An 18,473-nucleotide genomic window follows, 5' to 3' on the forward strand; every position below is an offset into this window, starting at 1 on the left:
ACATGGGAAAGAGCGATTCGGGCGGTGCTGGCATCTTCCGGCGAAACACGCAGGAGGTGCGCCATGGAAAATATGTTTGCCGAAGCCATGACTGCCGCAATGGCGGCTATGCCGGTGGTTGCCAATGCCGACCACGCGCCTCTGGAAGGCGGGGAGGACCCGACCTTTGGCACCGTGCGGTGGAGGACGCTTTTCAGCGCCGACAAGACCGAGACCAGCGGCATGGTGATGGGCGTGGCCGAGTTCGGCCCGCATGGCACGCTGCTGGCGCACCGCCACACCCCGGCCGAAGTCTATTTCGGCCTTGCGGGGTCGGGCGTCGTGACCATCGACGGCATCCCGCACGAGATCGGGCCGAACGTCGCGCTGTTCGTGCCGGGCGATGCCGAGCATCACACGGTTGCCGGTGAGGATGGCCTGCGCTTTCTCTACGTCTTCCCCAAGGATCGCTTTTCCGAGGTCGAATACCGCTTCACCGCCGCGCAGCAGTTGCAAGAGGCATAAGGCGAATAACGCTCGCCACGCGCGTCGGAAAATTATATGCGGAAAGCATGAAAACCGTTGCCCTCTCCGACGCGCGGACTTTGCCCCTGTGGCGGCGTCCGATCACGCTGCTGTTCCTCATGGCGCTGGCCATGCCGTTGTCCTTTGCCACGTGGTCGGCGCTGCTCAATAACTTCGTGATCGAAGTGGCGGCGTTCGACGGCTCGGATATCGGCTGGCTGCATACGGTTCGGGAAATCCCGGGCTTTCTTGCCATCGGGGTGATCCTCGTGATCATGGTGATGCGCGAACAGGTGCTGGGGCTGTTGTCGCTGGCGCTCTTGGGCGTGGCGACGGCGGTGACGGCGTGGTTCCCGACCTTGGGCGGGATCATGATGATCACGTTGCTGTCGTCCATCGGCTTTCACTATTACGAGACGGTCAACCAAAGCCTGCAATTGCAATGGCTGCCCAAGGACCGCGCGCCGCAGGTGCTGGGCTGGCTGCTGGCCGCCGGATCGGCGGCAACGCTGGTTGCCTATCTCATCATCGTGGCCCTGTGGGACACGCTGGGGCTGACCTACAATATCGTCTACATGGCCTCCGGGGGCGCGACCTTGCTGATCGTCGGCTATTGCGCGCTGGCCTTCCCGCAGTTTGAGTCCCCCAACCCACAGGTCAAGAAGTTCATCCTGCGCCGTCGCTACTGGCTGTATTACGCGCTGCAATTCATGGCGGGCGCGCGACGCCAGATCTTTGTCGTGTTCGCCGGGTTCATGATGGTCGAGCGGTTCGGCTTCGAGGTCCACGAAGTGACCGCGCTTTACCTGATCAACCTGATCGCCAACATGATCCTCGCGCCCGTGTTCGGCAAAGTCGTCCACCACTGGGGCGAACGCAACGCGCTGGCCTTCGAATATGTTGGGCTGGTCACGGTGTTCCTGCTTTATGGCGGGGTCTACTGGTTCGGCTGGGGCGTGGTTCTGGCCGCGACGCTGTACGTGATCGACCATATCTTCTTTGCGCTGGCACTGGCGCTGAAGACCTATTTCCAGAAGATCGCCGATCCGGGCGACATCGCGCCCACCGCCGCCGTGGCGTTCACCATCAACCACATCGCGGCGGTCTTCCTGCCTGCGGCCTTGGGCTATCTCTGGCTGGTCTCGCCCGGCGCGGTATTCGGACTTGCAGCGGGCATGGCGGCGACGTCGCTGGCACTGGCGCTGATGATCCCGCGCCACCCGGAACCGGGCAACGAGACGGTCTTTGCCCGACTGGCCCCGGCCCCCGCCGAATGAGTCTGGCCCCGAGGCGCCCAAGGCGCTAAGGGAGCCGTGACAAAGGAGACACCCAGATGGCCACCTATACCGCCTTTACCAAGCTGAACGACAAGACCCGCGCCGAGGCGCTGGGCGAGGCCTTGGAAGAGATGGAGGTCGAGCCCACCGGCGTCGGCGTGTTCGAGATCGAGGACGGCTCGGGCCTGTGGGAGGTCGGCGGCTATTTCCTTGAACAGCCCGACGATATCGAACTGGCGCTGCTCGCCGCCGCGTTTCAGGCCCAGCCGTTCGTCGTCTCCGAGGTGCCGGACGAGGACTGGGTCGACAAGGTCCGCCGCGAACTGACCCCGGTCGTCGCCGGGCGGTTCTTCGTCTATGGCAGCCACGACGCCGACAAGATCCCCGAGGGCTCCGAGCCGTTGCTGATCGAGGCGGCGATGGCCTTTGGCACCGGGCATCACGGCACCACGCAAGGCTGTCTGGAAGCGCTGGATCGGCTCGCGGGCGAGGGTTTTGTCGGGCAGAACGTGGCCGATATCGGCTGTGGTACGGCGGTGCTGGCGATGGGGGCTGCGCGCATCTTCCCGAACCCGGCGATTGCATCCGACATCGATCAGGTCGCGGTCGAGGTCGCCGAGGCCAATGTACGCGCCAATGACATGGAGGGCCGGGTTGTCTGCGTCGAGGCGGCGGGCTTTGGCCATGACGACCTGCACGCCCGCGGGCCCTATGATCTGGTCTTTGCCAACATCCTGAAACAGCCGCTCATCGATCTGGCCCCCGACATGGCGAGCCATCTGGCGCCGGGCGGATACGCCATCCTGTCGGGGATCCTGACCCGGCAGGCCGACGAGGTCGTCGAGGTCTATGCCTCGCAGGGGATCGCGCAGGTGCGCCGTGACGTGATCGGGGATTGGGTGACGCTGACGCTACGCAAATCTGGCGGAGCTTAACCAATTTTGCGCAAAAACTGGGGCAAATGCCCAAGTTCCGCCACATTTCGCGCCTATCCATAAGCATATCCGGTGGGGGCCGGAGTATAGGTAGCTGCCATGGAAAACACCCTCGACGAATTCCGCAAGCGCCAGTCGGCGATCACGCGCAAGCACAGCCGGATGGCGCGCGGATATGTGAACAAGCTCGACAAGACCAGCGGTGTGATTGTCCAACAGCCCGACAGCAAAACGGGCAGCGTTGGGCGCAGCGTGCTGCTGCGGGTGGCCGTCGCCTTCATGGTTCTCAAGGTTCTGACCCTGTCCTGGCTGGGACCGGAGCTTTACGAAAGCCATCTGGCGCAGCTGCGCGAGGGGTCCACGGTCGAACGCGCGGGCGCGTTTGTCATGCAGGTCGATCCGGTCACGGCCAAGGGTGCGGCGCTGCTTTCGCCCCTGATGCACTGAACGTTCCACGTTTCCGACGACCGGCCTTGTTCCGCAGGGCCGGTTTTTTCGTAACAGATGCAGACACAAAAAAGCCGTGATCCCGCCCGGGACCACGGCCTTCTGCTTTGGTTAAAGCGGCTCTCAGAAGCGGCTGGACACCCGGTCGATGTCGCCACGGCCGAGGCCGATATCGTCGAGTTCGCGGTCGGTCAGGGCCGACAGGCTACGACGGGTCAGACGCGCGTCGTTCCATGCGCCGAAGGCGCCGAACGCGGCAAGGAAGATTGCGCCGATGCGGCTGGCGGAGCCAGTCGTGGCATAGGGGCGGGAAGTATCGAATGCAGCCATGTCTGTCTCCTTTGACGTGGGGCGGCTCTTGTTCACAAAGCGCACATAGAATGCGCAAATCGCCCGGACAAGCGGCACAAATTGCATGGGTCATATGCTCATGCTGCATAGCAGAAAATCGCGTTAAGCTTCTCTAAAAATTGGCAAATTTCCGCCTGAATCGGTGTCGGTTTCACCGGACCGAGTGACGTTTTCAGACGTCGTTTTTGGACACGTGTCGACAGTGCCGCACGGTGTGTCGTTTTTCGGCCCAAGGGGATTAACCTTGGTCTTTGTTCTGGTTTCGTGCTAGTCGTGGCGAAATAACAACAAAAGCAGGCATCCATGCGGGTATTGGGCATTGATCCGGGGTTGCGGAACCTTGGATGGGGGGTGATCGACGCGGAACGCGGTCGATTGCGCCATGTCGCGAACGGGGTGATTCACTCGTCGGCAGGTGAATTGGCAGGGCGGCTCTTGTGGTTGCATGGCCAGTTAACCGAGATATTCGCGCAGTTTCAGCCCACGACCGCAGCCGTCGAACAGACCTTCGTCAACAAGGACGCGGTTGCGACGCTGAAGCTGGGGCAGGCGCGGGCGATTGCCTTGCTGGTGCCGGCGCAGTTTGGACTTGATGTGGGCGAATACGCGCCCAACAAGGTCAAGAAGACGGTGGTGGGTGTAGGCCACGCGGAAAAGCTGCAGGTCCAGCACATGGTCAAGATGCAATTGCCGGGGGTCGAGTTGAACGGCCCCGATGCGGCGGACGCACTGGCCATTGCGATCTGCCACGCGCATCATGCGCAGGCACCGGGAATGAAGGTCAGGGCATGATCGGACGGATTGCGGGACAGATCGTCTACAAGACATTGGACCACGTGCTGATCGACGTTCGGGGGGTCGGCTATGTCGTGTTCTGCTCGGACCGCGTCCTCGCGGGGCTGGGTGGCCCGGGGGATATGGCCGCGCTGTTCACCGACCTGCTCGTGCGCGAGGACCTGTTGCAGCTCTACGGTTTTCCGACGCTGGTCGAGAAGGAATGGTTCCGGCTGCTGATGAGCGTGCAGGGCGTGGGGGCAAAGGCCTCTCTGGCGATCCTTGGAACGCTTGGCCCGGACGGGGTCAGCCGCGCGATTGCCTTGGGCGACTGGGGCACCGTGAAGGCGGCAAGGGGGATCGGGCCGAAGACCGCGCAGCGCGTGGTCAACGAATTGAAGGACAAAGCCCCCACGGTGATGGCGATGGGCGCAGCAGGGGCCGCACCGACCGAGGCCGGGCCGACCGAGCTTGTCGAAACCATCGCGGTGCCAAAGGCTCCGGCCAGCCCGCGCCCGAATGCCTCCGCGCAGGCCGAGGCGCTTTCCGCGCTCGGCAATCTCGGCTATGCGCCCGGTGAGGCGGCCTCGGCCGTTGCCGAGGCTGCGGGCGCCGAGCCGGACGCGGATACCGCGGGTCTGATCCGCGCGGCGCTGCGCCTGCTGGCACCGAAGGGATGAGACATGGGGTAGGATGGGTGATCACCCATCCTACTTTCAGGAGGGCACATGATCGACGCGGACCCCACATTGCGGCCAGACCCGCTGCCCGAGGACCGGGACCGCGCGCTGCGGCCGCAGATGCTCGACGATTTCGTCGGACAGGCCGAGGCGCGCTCGAATCTCAAGGTCTTCATCCAGTCGGCCCGTTCGCGGGGCGAGGCGATGGACCATACGCTGTTCCATGGACCGCCCGGACTGGGCAAGACGACGCTGGCGCAAATCATGGCGCGCGAATTGGGCGTGGGCTTTCGCATGACCTCCGGGCCGGTTCTGGCCAAGGCAGGGGATCTTGCCGCGATCCTGACCAATCTCGAAGCCAAGGACGTGCTCTTCATCGACGAAATCCACCGGCTGAACCCGGCGGTCGAAGAGGTCCTGTATCCGGCGATGGAGGATTTCGAGCTGGACCTCGTGATCGGCGAAGGCCCGGCCGCGCGCACCGTCCGGATCGAGTTGCAGCCCTTCACGCTGGTGGGCGCGACCACGCGTCTGGGGCTGTTGACCACGCCGCTGCGGGACCGTTTCGGGATCCCGACGCGGCTGAATTTCTACACCATCCCCGAACTTGAAACCATCGTTGCGGGCAACGCGGTCAAGCTGGGCGTGCGCGTCGAGGGCGACGGGGCGCTCGAAATTGCGCGCCGGTCGCGGGGAACGCCCCGCATCGCGGGCCGGTTGTTGCGCCGCGTGGTCGATTTCGCCGTGGTCGAAGGGGGCGGCGTGGTGACGCAAAAGCTCGCCGACAACGCGCTGACCCGGCTGGGCGTGGACGATCTTGGGCTCGACGGGGCGGATCGGCGCTATCTCAAGCTGATCGCCGAGAATTATGCAGGCGGGCCGGTGGGGATCGAGACGCTCAGCGCCGCGCTGAGCGAGAGCCGCGATGCGCTGGAGGAAGTCATCGAACCCTACCTGCTGCAACAGGGGTTGATCCAGCGGACACCCCGCGGACGGATGCTGGCGCAGAAGGCGTGGACGCATCTTGGCATGGCCGCCCCGCGGCCACCCGGGCAGGCGGATTTGTTCGGGAAATGACCCGGACGCCGGGGCGAGGCACGGCCCCGGCCTGTTGCGTTAGGGGGGATAGGCATCGGCTGGCAGACATGGCAAGAGGCGCGTGAGACACGGAGGCCCGAGATGACCGACCTGATTACGCCAGAAGAGATCGAAGCCCTGTTCACCCGCAGCGACGGCCAGTTCCTGTGCGCGCGCTGGGGGCGGCCCATCGCGCCGATCGTTTTCGGGGTCGAGGACAGCACAATCGGCATGGTCAAGGGCGCGTTCGAGGCGCTCTGTGCCATGGCGGGGCATCACATGGCCGAGACCGATCCCGAACTGGGTGCCAATGTCATGGTCTTCTTTTTTCGCGACTGGGACGAGTTGACCGAGGTGCCTGATCTTGATCGGCTGGTCGAGGGGCTCGCGCCGCTTGTCGAGCGTCTGAAGGCGGCTGAGGCGAACCAGTACCGGGTCTTCCGCTTCGATCCGCAGGGGGCAATCCGCGCCTGCTTCATCTTCATCCGCATGGATGAGGAACTGAGCAAGGTGCCCGCCGAGACGCTGGCGCTGAGCCAGGTCGTGCAATCCATGCTGTTGTGGTCCGACGCTGCCTTTGGCCAGAAATCCCCGCTGGGGCGGCTGGAAAATGGCCATGTGGTGCTGCGGCCCGAGATCGGCGCGGTGATCCGCGCCGCCTACGCGCCCGAATTGCCCCATGTTGCGACGGACTCCAGCCATGCCCTGCGAATTTTCGCCAGAATTGCCTCAAATTCGCCGCATTCCTGATCGAGGTTAACCTCGCCTCAAGCTGCTATCTGGGGCGCTGCCAATTTGCCAAATATCGATCAAGGACGTCTGCCCCTTGGCCCTGACTTATGTCGAGTACCCGGAGAGCCGGACGGTGGAATTCACCGTGACCGGTCACGTCAGCCGCGAAGACTACGACTCGGTCTTCAACTCCCTGTCGGGCTTTGCCGCCCGGCATCGGAGCGTGCGGATCATCGAGGTCACACGGCATATCGACGGGCTGGACCCAAGCCTGCTCTTGCCCGGCCCGGCGCCGGAGACATGGCAGCTGTCCCAAGTCAGTCATGTGGCCGTGGTGTCCGGGATCGGTTGGTTCAGCCCGGTCGTGCGCGCCATGGGCGGGCAGGCCAAGACGAGGTTGCGACTTTTTGACTTGGCCGATCTCGACAAGGCGCGGGCCTGGATAGCCGATCCCTTCGTGCGTGGGTAGGGGAAGACCCAAGCCGAAGAGGGCGGACCGGGGGGTGTGTGCCCCGGTCCGCCCAGCTTTTCGTATTTGGGTGTGAGGCCCCGGAGCAGGCCCGGGGCGCGTGCGCGCTGGCTCAGCGGATCATGCCGACGATTTCAAAGGTTCGCTCGATTATCGGGTTGGCGATCGCGCGGGCCCGTTCTGCGCCACGGCGCAGGATGGCGTCGATCTCGTCGGGATGTTCCATCAGCCGGGCCATTTCCATGGAAATCGGCGACAGCTTTTCGACGGCCAGATCGGAGAGCATCGGCTTGAACTCCGAGAACTGCTTGCCACCCACATCCGTCAGGACCTGATCGACGGTCATGTCCGACAACGCGGCGTAGATGTTGACGAGGTTGCGCGCCTCGGGCCGATCCTCCAGCCCCTTGGCCTCGGACGGAAGCGCATCCGGATCGGTGCGGGCCTTGCGGATCTTGTTGGCGATGGTGTCGGCATCGTCGGTCATGTTGATCCGGCTCATGTCCGAGGGATCGGATTTCGACATCTTCTTGGACCCGTCCCGCAGCGACATGACGCGGGTTGCCGCGCCCTCGATCTTGGGTTCGGTGATGGGGAAGAAATCCACGCCGAAATCGTTGTTGAACTTGATCGCGATGTCGCGGGTCAGTTCGAGGTGCTGTTTCTGGTCCTCGCCCACCGGAACTTCGGTTGCGTGATAGACCAGAATGTCAGCCGCCATCAGCGCCGGGTAGGCGAACAGGCCCAGCGAGGCGTTCTGCTGGTTCTTGCCGGCCTTGTCCTTCCACTGGGTCATGCGCTGCATCCAGCCCATGCGGGCGACGCAATTGAAGATCCAAGCCAGTTCGGCATGGGCGCTGACCTGGCTTTGATTGAACAGGATCGACTTTTCCGGATCGACGCCGCTGGCGATGAACCCTGCGGTCAGCTCGCGCGTCTGGCGGCGCAGGGCGTCCGGGTCTTGCCAGACGGTGATCGCGTGCATGTCGACCATGCAGAAGATCGACTCGACACCCTTGTTCTGGCTGTCGGCAAAACGCTTCAGCGCGCCAAGGTAATTGCCAAGCGTCAGCCCGCCCGAGGGTTGGATCCCCGAGAAGACGCGCGGCGTGAAGGCGGGAGAGGTTTGGACCCCCTCGGTCATGGGCTTTCTCCGTCTGGAAATTTGGGTCCGCTTGGCTTAGCGAGGGGCTTGAGGCGCGTCAAGGAAGGCAAAGCCATGGACCCGATGCAGAAGGCCCCCCACCAAGAGGCCCCGTTCAATACCGTGCCGCCCATCGTCTGGGCGCTGTCGCTGCTGATGATCGGGGTAGAAGCCGCGTTCTGGCTGGGCGCACAGGGGCTGATCGGTGGGCCGAGCGCCGTGGGCTGGCGGATCGCGGCCTTCGAAGGGTACGGGTTTTCCGGCAGCTATTTCGACTGGATGATCGAGCGCGGGCAATACCCGCTGGACGGCTTGCGCCGCTTTGTGACCTATCCGTTCCTGCATGGCGGCTTTGGCCATGCGCTGTTCGGTGCAGTGATTACACTGGCGGTGGGCAAGGTGGTGGCGGACAGCCTTGGACAGGCGCGCGTGCTGCTGATCTTTTTCGCGGGAGCGGTGCTGGGAGCCTTGGCTTGGGGGCTGATCCTGAGCGACACGCGCCTGCTGGTCGGTGCTTTCCCCGGCGCCTATGGGCTGATCGGGGCCTTTACCTACCTGCTTTTCCTGAAACTGGAGGCACAGGGCGCGCCGCGCTTTCGCGCCTTCATGCTGATCGGGGTGCTGATGGGGCTGCAACTGGTGTTCGGCGCGTTCAGCAGCTTTGCCTCGACCGAATGGTTCGCCGATCTCGTCGGGTTCGCGGTGGGATTCGGCCTGACGATCCTGCTTGTGCCCGGCGGCTGGGGGCGGTTGGTCAGCGCCCTGCGCAGGCGCTGACCGACCGGGTCACAGGACGAAATCCGCAGCGGTCAGGATGATCGCCCCGTTCAGCAGGATGTCCATGTCCGATGTGCCATTGCCGTCCACATCGGCCTGAATGACGGTCTTGTTGCCGATGGTGACTGCGCGCAATTCGCCCGCGCTGCCAGAGAAGCCGCTGCTGCCGATGAAGTCAAAGGCTTGATCGCCGCCTACGAATTGTTGCGCATCGACGCCGCTGAGGTCGATCACGTCAAAGCCTTGCTCGAAGTCGCGGATCACGTCCCGGTTCGCGCCCACGGTCGAGTCGGCAATGCTGTTGTATTCGAACACATCCACGTCGAAATCGGCGCCGCCGCCGGTCAGCACGTCACGGCCTGCGCCGCCATACATCGTATCGGCCCCGTCTTGGCCGAAGATCACGTCGTCACCATCATCGCCAATCAACGAGTCATCACCCAGCTGGCCACTGACCAGATCGTTACCGGTGCCGCCATCCAGCGTGTCGTTGCCGATGGCTCCGTACAGCCGGTCATTGCCCTGCTCACCCATGACGCTGTCGTCGCCCGCACCCGCACCAACCGTGTCATTGCCACCGCCGGTCATGACCGTGTCATTGCCGCCGATGCTCAGGATCTTGTCGTCGCCGCTGCTGTCGGAGCCGTCGATCAGGTTGGCGCGCGGCGTTGCGATCAGTTTGAAGTCCGTGACCTGATCAAAGGTCACGTTCTCAAAACCGATGTAATAGTCGTTCCCGGCCGCACCGGTGGCCTGAACGGTGGTGAGGTTCAGGTTGATCGTGGTCGGACCGCTGAGCAGGCTGGAATACACCCCCACCAGCAAGGTATCGACCCCCGGACCCGCGTCCAGTGAGTCATTGCCGATCCCGGCTTCGATCTGGTCCGCGCCCCCTTGGCCAAAGACGGTGTCGTCGCCATTGCCGGCATTGATCGTATCATCTCCGTCCCCGCCATCGACCGTGTCGTCGCGGTCACCTGCCGAGATGGTGTCGTTGCCGTCGAATCCGTTGATCAGGTCGGCGTCCACTGTTCCGATAAGGGTGTCGTTGCCAGATGTTCCGTTGCGAATGGCCATATCTGTCTCCTCGTCATCAAATCGGGAAACAAATACGACAAATGCTGTCGAAAAAGAAGCCCGGCGTCAGAACATCTCTTTCGGCAGGAATGTCAGTCGCTGCGAGAACCGGTTTCCAGCGGCCATCGGGAAGGGCAGCACATAGCCCTTGCGGGCGTCCGGGGCCTCGCCCGCATCCGTTTCCGCCTGCGTCTGCCACGTCGCGGCCTGACGCAGGTCGGTGCCGTCGCGCCCTATCCATTTCCGGCCGAAGCGGTCCAGTAGCCCGCTGGTGAAGTCCGGGTCGCGGATCAGCGCCGAGGCTTCGATATCCCACCGCATCGAACGCCCGTTCATGTTGGCAGATCCGATCATCGCGGAGGTGTCATCGACCAGCGTGACCTTGGAATGCAGGTAGATCGGCGCGGCGTTGTCGATGGCCGGACCCTCGGCATCGGCGGGGCGGGGCTGCGCGGGCGTCAAAAGCGCCATGCGCCGTCCAAACGCCGCCTGCAACTGTTCCAGTTGGCTGATTTGCAGGCCATGCGCCTGACGGGCATCCCAACTGGTGTCGCCATCGAACAAGACCCGGTCGGCGGCCGCAGGCAGCAGGGCCACGAGTTGCAGGTCGGGCACCCGCTGGGCGGCGCGGACCAGCGCCTCGGTCAGGGGGGCGTGGCGCAGGAATTGGGTCTCGAAATAGATGAACCGCTCGGCCTCGTCGAACAGCCGGATCATCGCGGTTTCGTGGTCGGTGATCCGCGTGTTGGGCGACAGGCGCGCGGCCCCGGAGCAGGGCGCGGAAAATGTGCGCAGCACCCGCAGGTCCGTCCGGCCCTGAGCGCGGGTGCTGGTCTGCATCTTCAGCGCGCGCTCGGCCAGCGAGGCCGCATCGCAGTCGATCGCGGCGTTCCAGCAATCGGCGAAATGCCCTGCCAGAGAGGACGCGAAGTCGTCATCGGCCACGTGCACCGACACATCATGCCACGTCTGGTCGGCCCGCCGGTCGTGCGCGTGCGTGTCGTACCGGCGCTCGTTGACGTCGAGACCGCCGATGATGCAAGCGCGGCCGTCGACGATGGCGAATTTCTGGTGAAGGGTGACGGGGCGCAGCACAGGCCCGGCCTTGAGAAACAGCCGCTCGACCGGGGTCAGCTTGACCGGGTCCTCGGATTGCAGCTCTGTCAGGGCGCGGCGGATGGGGCCGCGCAGCATCATTTGCCATAGGCCCCCGGCGCGTTGGCCATGTGGGGCGCAGAGGATCTGGGCATCGCCCTGCACGACATCGGCAAAGCCCGAGGCACACAGCCACGCATTGCGGTGCAGGTCGCGGGCAAAGAGCGGGTCGAAATCGGCGATCAGCAGGCGCAGGCGCACCCCGCGCCGGGTCACCCAAGCAATCAGGTCAGCCCAGGTTTCCAGCCCCAGTTCCGTCAGTTCCCGCGCCCGCAGACGGGTGCGCGGGTCGATGATCCGAAACGACATCAGCAACTCCTCGCGCGCCGAGGCGACGAGGCGTTCCAAGGCGGGAAAGCCTTCCTCGGCGGTGATGAGTGCTGTGACGGTCATGTCGTCTCCTTATTTGCGGCGGCGCACGATCCCGCGCAACTCTGCCATGCTGAAGGCCCCCACCAATTGCCCGGCCACGGCATAGGCCACGATGCCGATCCCGATCAGAAGCGCAAGCATGGCGTAGCGCACGACAGGCATACGCAGAAGGTCAGCCATGAGTTCCTGCGCCCCCCACAAAGCGGCGCCCATCAGGGCCGAAGCCAGCGTGATCCGCCGCAACCTGCTGAAGAACCGCGCATCGAACCGCGCCACGTCCCCCATGCGCCGCGCCCCAAGCGCAAGCTGCGCCACCATCGTCCAGCCTGCGACGGTCGTGGCGATGGCGGGGGCGATCCAGCCGATGACGGGGGCAAGGCCAATGGCGATGGCGGCGTTGATGACCATGGCCCAGACGGCGTATCGGAAAGGGCTGCGCGTGTCTTCGCGGGCAAAGAACAGCGGCTGCAGAACTTTTTGCAGGACGAAGGCGGGCAGGCCCAGCCCGTAGACCGCCACCGCCAGCGCCATGGCCTGCGCATCGGCAAAGGTGGTCGCGCCCCGCTCGAACAGGACCGAGACCAGCGGCAGCGGGATCGCCACCAGCGCCACGGCGCAGGGCAGGGTGATGGCAAGGCTCAGCTCCCCTGCGCGGGAAAACGCGTTGCGCGCGCCGCTGTCGTCCTGCGCCTTCAGGCGGCGCGACAGGTCGGGCAACAGCACGATGCCGACGGCAATGCCGACCACGCCCAGCGGCAACTGGTACAGCCGGTCGGCGGCATAGAGCCAGCCCACCGCCTTGTCGAAATGGCTGGCCACCTGCTGGCCTACCAACAGGTTGACCTGCATCACGCCCCCCGCCAGTGCCGCTGGCACGGCGATCATCAGCAGGCGCTTCATGTCGGGGGTCCAACGCGGGCGACCGGGCCGCAGACGTATGTCTGCGCGCTCCGCGGCGACCCAGACCAGCGCGAGTTGGGCGACACCGGCCAATGGCACCGTCCAGATCAGCCACCAGATGACCTCCTGTCCCAGCCAATAACCCACGGCCATCGCGGTGCAGACGAAGATGTTCAGGAACACCGGCGCGGCGGCGGCGGCGGCGAAATGCCCGGCCGCGTTCAGCGCACCGGAAAACAACGCCGCCAGCGAAATCAACAGGATATAGGGAAAGACGATCCGGCCGAACCCCACGGTCAGGTCGAACCGCGCATCCCCGGCAAAGCCGCCCGCCGTCGCCCAGACCAATCCGGGCATGAAGATCAGCGCCAGCCCGGTCAGGATCATCAGCACCAGCGCCAGCCCGTTCAGCGCATCGCGGGCAAAACCGATCGGGTCCTCGCCGCCCTCGTATTTCTTTGAAAACATCGGCACGAAGGCGGCGTTGAACGCGCCTTCGGCAAAGAAGCGGCGGAACATGTTGGGCAGGCGGAAGGCCGCGACAAAGGCATCCATCACCGGACCGGGGCCGATCAGGGCGAGGATCATCACCTCGCGCACCACGCCCAGCACCCGGCTGGCCAAGGTCCAGAACCCGACTGTCATGACGCCGGAAATCAGCTTGATGGGTTTCATGTCCTGCCCTGCCTGTCTGCCGTGCACGGGATTAGCCGAACCGCAGCGATTTGGATAGAGGCGGCGGGGGGCAGGGCATTCTCGGCCAATTTTGACACTCTATGGTTGTGGATGGCACGTAAATTGTTAACGTGGCCGTAAAAGTAATCTTTTTAGGAAAGTGAGCATGCCCATTACCCATGTCATCGATCCGGAACTCGGGCTGGCTGTGCTTCGGTTTCAGGGGGTTTTGACCGTGGATGATGTCGCCGACGCGCTGGATCGGTGCGGCGAGTCGCCGGACTTCCGGCCCGACATGGATGTGCTGGCCGACCTCAACCATTCCACTCTTGCGCAAAGCGGGTTTCACGACATCCTGCACCTCGCCCGGCGCCTGACCCCTTGGTATTTGCGGCGCAGCCCCGCCGGGCGTTCGGTGCTTTGGGCGCGCTCGGATGTCAATTTCGGCATCGGGCGCATGTATCAAAGCACGGTCGAAAGCCGAAACCCGGCGCAGGTCGGGGTGTTTCGCACGGAGTCCGAGGCTTTGGGTTTTCTAGAGCGGGACCCGCTCGAACGCATGGCGATTGCCGAACATCTGGAAAGGACTCGCCGGGATTTTGCGGGTTGACGATACGGCATCTTTGAACGTTTCTCAGGTCCGGGAGCGGAGGGAGCATAGGCATGCCGGTAGATTTCGAGATTTGTCGACAATGGAATTTTGTCTGGGTCTCCTTGCGGGGCGATGTCACGGGGGCCGAGCACGTGCAAAGCTTTGTCGACTACAGCCGCCATCCCGATTTCGACGGCGCGCAACACGTGCTGATGAACCTGCGTGATTTCGAGTTTCGCAACGTGTTCTTCAAGGAACTCATGGGCCTCGCCACCGAGTTGCAGAGCCATTACCAGATGCGCGCCGCCACTTCGCGCACCGCGATCTTTGCCCCCACTGACACGGCCTACGGCATGTCGCGCATGTTCCAGTCGATGACCGAAGGCAACACGCCGTCACGCGTCGGCGTGTTCCGGACCATGGACGAGGCGATGAGCTTCATCGACATCACCCCGACCAGCCCGGCCTCCCTCTGGGTCGAGCAGCACCTGTCGGCGCCGCACTAGCCATAGGCGCGTTCTGCGCCCTCTTCGATGGCCGCCCGCAGCTTTCGTTCGATCAGGTCGCGCTTGGGCTGGCTGTGAAGCTTCAGCCCGAACATGTCCTTGACATAGAAGGTGTCGACCACCTGCTCGCCATAGGTCGCGATCAGCGCCGAGGCGATGTAGATGTTCAGGTTCGCCAGCGTGCGCGTCAGATCATAGAGCAGGCCGGGACGGTCGCGCGTATCCACCTCGATGATGGTGAAGATTTCCGAACCGTCATTGTCGAAGGTGATATGCGTCGGGACCTTGAACGCCTTTTCGCGTTTCTTCAGCTTGTCCTTGGGCCGGATCGCATCGCGGGTCACGACCTCGCCGCGCAGGGTCTTCAGGATCATGTCCTTCAGGCGCGGAATGCGCGTTTTTTCATAGGGATGGCCGTCCTGATCCTGCAACCAAAAGGCCGCCGTGGCATAGCCGTCCTTGGTGGTGAAGGTGCGCGCATCGACAACGTTGGCACCGACCAGCGCCAGTGCCCCGGCCAGACGCGAGAAGATGCCAGGATGGTCCTGCAAGGCAAAGCAGACGCGGGTGGCGTCGCGGTCCTCGTCGGGGTGGATGTCGATCTTGATCTCGTCATCCTTGATGTCGCGCAGCAGCCTCGCAAAGATCACATGCGCGGTGACATGCAGGCCCTGCCAATAGGGGGGGTAATGGCGCGTCGTCTCGCGGCGCAGGTCGCCGCCCTCCCAGTCGGACAGCGTTTCGCGCAGCAGTTTGCGCGCCTCGGTGCCACGGTTCTCGCGGTTGAGATCTTCCATCCCGCCTTCCAGCGCGCGCCGGGTCTGGCGGTAGAGCGCGCGCAACAGCGCCGCTTTCCAGTTGTTCCAGACGCTGGGGCCAACGCCGCGAATGTCGCAGACCGTCAGCACGCAGAGCAGGTCGAGCCGTTCGCGGGTCTGCACCGCCTTGGCAAAGTCGCGCACGGTGCGCGGGTCGGCAATGTCGCGTTTCTGCGCCATGTCCGACATCAGCAGGTGATAGCGGACCAGCCATTCGGCGGTCTCGGCCTCTTTCTTGTTCAGACCCAAACGCGGGGCGACGGCGCGGGTGATCCGCGCCCCAAGGATCGAGTGATCCTCGTCCCGGCCCTTGCCGATATCGTGCAGCAGCAGGGCGACATACAGGATACGGCGGTTCACCCCTTCCTTGAGGATGGTCGAGGCGACGGGCAGTTCCTCGGTCAGGTTGCCATGCTCGATCTCGGACAGGTGCCAGATGCACTGGATGGTGTGCTCGTCCACCGTGTAGCTGTGATACATGTTGAACTGCATCATCGCCACGATGGGTTCGAATTCCGGGATGAAGGTGCCAAGGAAGCCCAGCTCGTTCATGCGCGTCAACGCGCGCGCCGGGTTGCCGTGTTTCAGCAGCAGGTCGAGGAACAGCTTTGACGCCTCGGGGTTCTCGCGGAACTCCTTGTCGATCAGGTGCAGGTTGGCCTTGACCAGCCGCATCGCCTCGGGATGGATCAGCAGGCCGGTGCGCAGACCCTCTTCATACAGTCGCAACAGGTTCAGCTTGTCCGACAGAAAGGCCGCGTCATCGGCGATGGCAAGACGCCCGTGGATGACCTTGTAACCGTCCTTGACCTTGGGTTGCCGCTTGAAGATGCGTTCCAGCAGGGGCGCGCCCTTGGTGTGGTCGGCTTCCAGCGAGGTCAACAGGATGCGGGTCAGGTCGCCAACGGATGTGGCATGGTGGAAATAGGCCTGCATGAACCACTCGACGCCGCGCCGCCCCGAGCGGTCATTGTAGCCCATGCGGCTCGCCACATCGACCTGCATGTCGAAGGTCAGCTGCTCGACGGCGCGCCCGGCCACCAAGTGCATGTGGCACCGCACGGCCCAAAGAAAGCGTTCCGCCTGAACGAAGGTCTCGTATTCGTCCGGCAGAAAGACACCCTTGCCCACCAGTTCCGACACGTCGTCGGTGTGGTGCACATAGCGGATGATCCAGAACAGCGATTGCAGGTCGCGCAGGCCGCCCTTGCCTTCCTTGACGTTGGGCTCGACCATGTAGCGCTGGCCCTGCTTTTCGTGGCGGGAGTCGCGTTCTTCCAGCTTGGCCTCGACGAATTCGCGCTCGGTGCCCTTGAACAGGTCCTTCCACAGCGCCCTGTCGAGGTCTTCGGCCAGCTTTTCGTCGCCGGTGAGGTGGCGGCATTCCAGCATCGCCGTGCGGATCGTGAAATCCTCGCCGCCGAGGCGGACGCAATCCCGGATCGTCCGCGAGGAATGGCCGACCTTCAGCTTGAGGTCCCAGAGCATGTAAAGCATCGATTCAATGACGCTTTCGGCCCATGGGGTGATCTTGTAGGGGGTCAGGAACAGCAGGTCGACATCGGAATAGGGCGCCATCTCGCCCCGGCCATAGCCGCCCACGGCCAGCACCGACAGCCGCTCGGCCTCGGTCGGGTTGGCAAGCCGGTGAAGATGCTGCGTCGCCAGTTCGAAGGCCAGCAGGACGATGCAATCGGTCAGGTAGGTGTAGGATCGCGTGGTGCGGCGCGAGCCGAAGGGCTCGGCGGCAAAGGCCGTCGCGATGACCTCGCGCCCGGCATCGCGCGCCCGGCCAAGAATGCCGACCGCCAGCTTGCGGATTTCGGATTCCGCCGCGCCAGCGGTCAGGGCGGCGAAAAGCTCCGCCCTGATGCCGTCGATGTCAAAGATATCCGCCGCCGGGGCGATCAGCTCCGACTTGTCGGTTTCCGGCTCAGAAGCCCGTGCCGGAGAGGCTGCTGGGGGCAGGGTCAAGGATCACCATCTGGTTGTCTTTCACGGTGGCAATCGCCAGCGCGCGCTGGTTCGTGCCATTGCTCAGCAGACGGAATACACCGCCCGTGCCCGTAAAGGAAGCCGAGGTCAGGGCTTTGCCCGTCAGCGCATCGCCGCGCCCCTGCTCGGCCAGGGCCGCGATTGCCGAAACGCCGTCATAGGCAAGCCCCGCCAGCGGATGCGCGCTGGCGCCATAGGCCGAGGCATAGCGCCCGGCAAAGGCCTGCTGACGGGTGGCGTCGGGCACGGTGAACCAGATCCCGTCGGCGCCGGGCACCGAATACAGGTCGGGCCGCACGTCAAGCCGGGCCAGCGTGCCGTATTGGACGGTGCTCGGGTCGACGCCATTGGCCGGCAACTGGTTCAGCAGCATCGGCGTCGCGGCGTTCTGCGCCTCGGGCGTGAGAAAGACCAGATCCGCGTTGCCGGACTTCACCGCGTTCGAGGCGCGCTGAGCGGCGGCAGACACGCCCTCGACCGACAGCGCATAGCCTTCGGACCCGACGACGCGGATGCCGTTCACGGTGGCAGCCTGCTCGAACGCGATCTTGCCCACTTGGCCAGCGACATCGTCGGAATAGACGATCACCGCGCTGGATTTGCCGGTCTTCTTGGCATGGCTCATCAGGCGCCCGGCGACGTTCGCGAACGTCTCACCAAGGATGAAGACGTTGCCCCCGGCGATCGAGGCGTTGTTGGAGAAGCCCAGCACGTTGATGCCCTCGTCGGCAACCGCAAGGCCTGCGGCGTTGACGGCCTCGGCACGCAGCGGGCCAAGGATGATCTTGGCACCCTCATCCACCGCCCGCTGGGCTTGGGCGGCGGCGGTGGCCGCGACACCGGCCGTATCGTAGATGCGCAGGTCGATCTCGACGCCTTCGCGTTCCTGGATGGCCAGACGCGCCGCGTTTTCCAAGGCTTGGGCCACGGGGGCGACCTCGGCATCGGATTGCGGGATCAGCAGCGCCACCTGAATGGGTTTGGCCGGATCGATCCGGGGGCCGGACCCGCCTGCGCCGGTGGTCAGGGAAATCGGCTCGCAAGCCGCTATGGCAAGCAGGGCTGCTGCAACGGCAATCGGGCGCAGGGCCTTGCGCGCACGGAACGAAACGGCAAACATGGGTGGAACTCCCTCGTATATTCGGGCACGGCTCGGGCCGGGCGAGATTGCGTGCGAAAATACACAAGCAGATTGAGGGGTCCAGTGGCGAATACC

At 64.2% G+C, this 18,473-nt stretch carries 19 protein-coding genes; 12 read left to right on the top strand and 7 right to left on the bottom strand.

Translation table 11 applies throughout. The features are described 5' to 3' along the window. Positions 1 to 63 precede the first annotated feature (63 nt). From D8Z78_RS12665 to D8Z78_RS12680, 4 genes are all read left to right on the top strand, one after another. Positions 64 to 504, top strand: a complete 441-nt coding sequence (locus D8Z78_RS12665) for a cupin domain-containing protein (RefSeq protein ID WP_240672111.1) — start codon at positions 64 to 66, stop codon at positions 502 to 504. 47 nt (positions 505 to 551) lie between these two features. After that, complete coding sequence (locus tag D8Z78_RS12670; RefSeq protein ID WP_121632899.1) at positions 552 to 1,781, top strand: MFS transporter; 1,230 nt, start codon at positions 552 to 554, stop codon at positions 1,779 to 1,781. 56 nt (positions 1,782 to 1,837) lie between these two features. Next, a complete protein-coding gene (locus tag D8Z78_RS12675) occupies positions 1,838 to 2,716 on the top strand; it encodes a 50S ribosomal protein L11 methyltransferase (protein ID WP_121632901.1) in 879 nt (292 codons plus the stop codon). Positions 2,717 to 2,815: 99 nt separating this feature from the next. Continuing rightward, complete coding sequence (locus tag D8Z78_RS12680; RefSeq protein WP_121632902.1) at positions 2,816 to 3,163, top strand: hypothetical protein; 348 nt, start codon at positions 2,816 to 2,818, stop codon at positions 3,161 to 3,163. Between the two features lie 123 nt (positions 3,164 to 3,286). On the opposite strand, the gene D8Z78_RS12685 is transcribed toward D8Z78_RS12680, so the two are convergent. Beyond that, positions 3,287 to 3,493 carry a DUF1127 domain-containing protein gene (locus tag D8Z78_RS12685; RefSeq protein WP_121632960.1) on the bottom strand — a complete coding sequence of 69 codons (207 nt, stop codon included), beginning with the start codon at positions 3,491 to 3,493 and terminating at the stop codon, positions 3,287 to 3,289. A gap of 324 nt (positions 3,494 to 3,817) precedes the next feature. Between D8Z78_RS12685 and ruvC the strand changes: the two genes are divergently transcribed. From ruvC to D8Z78_RS12710, 5 genes are all read left to right on the top strand, one after another. After that, the gene (gene ruvC / locus D8Z78_RS12690) at positions 3,818 to 4,306 is read left to right on the top strand and encodes a crossover junction endodeoxyribonuclease RuvC (protein WP_121632904.1); all 489 of its coding nucleotides are present in this window, start codon (positions 3,818 to 3,820) and stop codon (positions 4,304 to 4,306) included. Continuing rightward, complete coding sequence (gene ruvA, locus D8Z78_RS12695; RefSeq protein WP_121632906.1) at positions 4,303 to 4,968, top strand: Holliday junction branch migration protein RuvA; 666 nt, start codon at positions 4,303 to 4,305, stop codon at positions 4,966 to 4,968. The genes ruvC and ruvA overlap by 4 nt, the downstream gene beginning before the upstream one ends. A gap of 48 nt (positions 4,969 to 5,016) precedes the next feature. Continuing rightward, positions 5,017 to 6,045, top strand: coding sequence for a Holliday junction branch migration DNA helicase RuvB (gene ruvB, locus D8Z78_RS12700; RefSeq protein ID WP_121632908.1), 1,029 nt, complete (start codon positions 5,017 to 5,019; stop codon positions 6,043 to 6,045). A 102-nt stretch (positions 6,046 to 6,147) separates the two neighbouring features. Further along, complete coding sequence (locus D8Z78_RS12705) at positions 6,148 to 6,795, top strand: hypothetical protein (RefSeq protein WP_420824317.1); 648 nt, start codon at positions 6,148 to 6,150, stop codon at positions 6,793 to 6,795. 76 nt (positions 6,796 to 6,871) lie between these two features. Further along, positions 6,872 to 7,246: a SpoIIAA family protein gene (locus tag D8Z78_RS12710; RefSeq protein WP_164932956.1), complete on the top strand. Its 375-nt coding sequence runs from the start codon at positions 6,872 to 6,874 to the stop codon at positions 7,244 to 7,246. Between the two features lie 112 nt (positions 7,247 to 7,358). On the opposite strand, the gene trpS is transcribed toward D8Z78_RS12710, so the two are convergent. Next, a complete protein-coding gene (trpS, locus tag D8Z78_RS12715) occupies positions 7,359 to 8,390 on the bottom strand; it encodes a tryptophan--tRNA ligase (RefSeq protein ID WP_121632912.1) in 1,032 nt (343 codons plus the stop codon). Between the two features lie 75 nt (positions 8,391 to 8,465). Here trpS and D8Z78_RS12720 point away from each other — a divergent pair, with 75 nt between their 5' ends. Then, on the top strand, positions 8,466 to 9,167 hold the full coding sequence (locus tag D8Z78_RS12720) for a rhomboid family intramembrane serine protease (protein ID WP_121632914.1): 702 nt from the start codon (positions 8,466 to 8,468) through the stop codon (positions 9,165 to 9,167). A 9-nt stretch (positions 9,168 to 9,176) separates the two neighbouring features. Here D8Z78_RS12720 and D8Z78_RS12725 read toward each other — a convergent pair whose 3' ends face one another. From D8Z78_RS12725 to murJ, 3 genes are all read right to left on the bottom strand, one after another. Next, the gene (locus D8Z78_RS12725) at positions 9,177 to 10,244 is read right to left on the bottom strand and encodes a calcium-binding protein (protein WP_121632916.1); all 1,068 of its coding nucleotides are present in this window, start codon (positions 10,242 to 10,244) and stop codon (positions 9,177 to 9,179) included. A 66-nt stretch (positions 10,245 to 10,310) separates the two neighbouring features. Beyond that, positions 10,311 to 11,792: a phospholipase D family protein gene (locus D8Z78_RS12730; RefSeq protein WP_121632918.1), complete on the bottom strand. Its 1,482-nt coding sequence runs from the start codon at positions 11,790 to 11,792 to the stop codon at positions 10,311 to 10,313. Positions 11,793 to 11,801: 9 nt separating this feature from the next. Then, positions 11,802 to 13,346: a murein biosynthesis integral membrane protein MurJ gene (gene murJ / locus D8Z78_RS12735; protein WP_121632919.1), complete on the bottom strand. Its 1,545-nt coding sequence runs from the start codon at positions 13,344 to 13,346 to the stop codon at positions 11,802 to 11,804. A gap of 166 nt (positions 13,347 to 13,512) precedes the next feature. Here murJ and D8Z78_RS12740 point away from each other — a divergent pair, with 166 nt between their 5' ends. Both D8Z78_RS12740 and D8Z78_RS12745 read left to right on the top strand, forming a co-directional pair. Further along, complete coding sequence (locus tag D8Z78_RS12740; protein WP_121632921.1) at positions 13,513 to 13,956, top strand: hypothetical protein; 444 nt, start codon at positions 13,513 to 13,515, stop codon at positions 13,954 to 13,956. Positions 13,957 to 14,009: 53 nt separating this feature from the next. After that, on the top strand, positions 14,010 to 14,444 hold the full coding sequence (locus D8Z78_RS12745) for a hypothetical protein (protein WP_121632923.1): 435 nt from the start codon (positions 14,010 to 14,012) through the stop codon (positions 14,442 to 14,444). Here D8Z78_RS12745 and D8Z78_RS12750 read toward each other — a convergent pair. Both D8Z78_RS12750 and D8Z78_RS12755 read right to left on the bottom strand, forming a co-directional pair. After that, positions 14,441 to 17,236 carry a [protein-PII] uridylyltransferase gene (locus D8Z78_RS12750; protein ID WP_121632925.1) on the bottom strand — a complete coding sequence of 932 codons (2,796 nt, stop codon included), beginning with the start codon at positions 17,234 to 17,236 and terminating at the stop codon, positions 14,441 to 14,443. The two genes, D8Z78_RS12745 and D8Z78_RS12750, sit on opposite strands and share 4 nt — an antisense overlap. Beyond that, positions 17,196 to 18,377 carry a penicillin-binding protein activator gene (locus D8Z78_RS12755; protein ID WP_121632927.1) on the bottom strand — a complete coding sequence of 394 codons (1,182 nt, stop codon included), beginning with the start codon at positions 18,375 to 18,377 and terminating at the stop codon, positions 17,196 to 17,198. The genes D8Z78_RS12750 and D8Z78_RS12755 overlap by 41 nt, the downstream gene beginning before the upstream one ends. Between the last annotated feature and the right edge of the window lie 96 nt (positions 18,378 to 18,473).

It is taken from the genome of Tropicibacter alexandrii, from assembly GCF_003667315.2.
GTDB lineage: Bacteria > Pseudomonadota > Alphaproteobacteria > Rhodobacterales > Rhodobacteraceae > Tropicibacter > Tropicibacter alexandrii.

Coding starts and splice junctions, on each gene's coding strand:
- D8Z78_RS12665 (WP_240672111.1), top strand. CDS start 64: ATGGAAAATATGTTTGCCGAAGCCATGACTGCCGCAATGGCGGCTATG.
- D8Z78_RS12670 (WP_121632899.1), top strand. CDS start 552: ATGAAAACCGTTGCCCTCTCCGACGCGCGGACTTTGCCCCTGTGGCGG.
- D8Z78_RS12675 (WP_121632901.1), top strand. CDS start 1,838: ATGGCCACCTATACCGCCTTTACCAAGCTGAACGACAAGACCCGCGCC.
- D8Z78_RS12680 (WP_121632902.1), top strand. CDS start 2,816: ATGGAAAACACCCTCGACGAATTCCGCAAGCGCCAGTCGGCGATCACG.
- D8Z78_RS12685 (WP_121632960.1), bottom strand. CDS start 3,493: ATGGCTGCATTCGATACTTCCCGCCCCTATGCCACGACTGGCTCCGCC.
- ruvC (WP_121632904.1), top strand. CDS start 3,818: ATGCGGGTATTGGGCATTGATCCGGGGTTGCGGAACCTTGGATGGGGG.
- ruvA (WP_121632906.1), top strand. CDS start 4,303: ATGATCGGACGGATTGCGGGACAGATCGTCTACAAGACATTGGACCAC.
- ruvB (WP_121632908.1), top strand. CDS start 5,017: ATGATCGACGCGGACCCCACATTGCGGCCAGACCCGCTGCCCGAGGAC.
- D8Z78_RS12705 (WP_420824317.1), top strand. CDS start 6,148: ATGACCGACCTGATTACGCCAGAAGAGATCGAAGCCCTGTTCACCCGC.
- trpS (WP_121632912.1), bottom strand. CDS start 8,390: ATGACCGAGGGGGTCCAAACCTCTCCCGCCTTCACGCCGCGCGTCTTC.
- D8Z78_RS12720 (WP_121632914.1), top strand. CDS start 8,466: ATGGACCCGATGCAGAAGGCCCCCCACCAAGAGGCCCCGTTCAATACC.
- D8Z78_RS12725 (WP_121632916.1), bottom strand. CDS start 10,244: ATGGCCATTCGCAACGGAACATCTGGCAACGACACCCTTATCGGAACA.
- D8Z78_RS12730 (WP_121632918.1), bottom strand. CDS start 11,792: ATGACCGTCACAGCACTCATCACCGCCGAGGAAGGCTTTCCCGCCTTG.
- murJ (WP_121632919.1), bottom strand. CDS start 13,346: ATGAAACCCATCAAGCTGATTTCCGGCGTCATGACAGTCGGGTTCTGG.
- D8Z78_RS12740 (WP_121632921.1), top strand. CDS start 13,513: ATGCCCATTACCCATGTCATCGATCCGGAACTCGGGCTGGCTGTGCTT.
- D8Z78_RS12745 (WP_121632923.1), top strand. CDS start 14,010: ATGCCGGTAGATTTCGAGATTTGTCGACAATGGAATTTTGTCTGGGTC.
- D8Z78_RS12755 (WP_121632927.1), bottom strand. CDS start 18,377: ATGTTTGCCGTTTCGTTCCGTGCGCGCAAGGCCCTGCGCCCGATTGCC.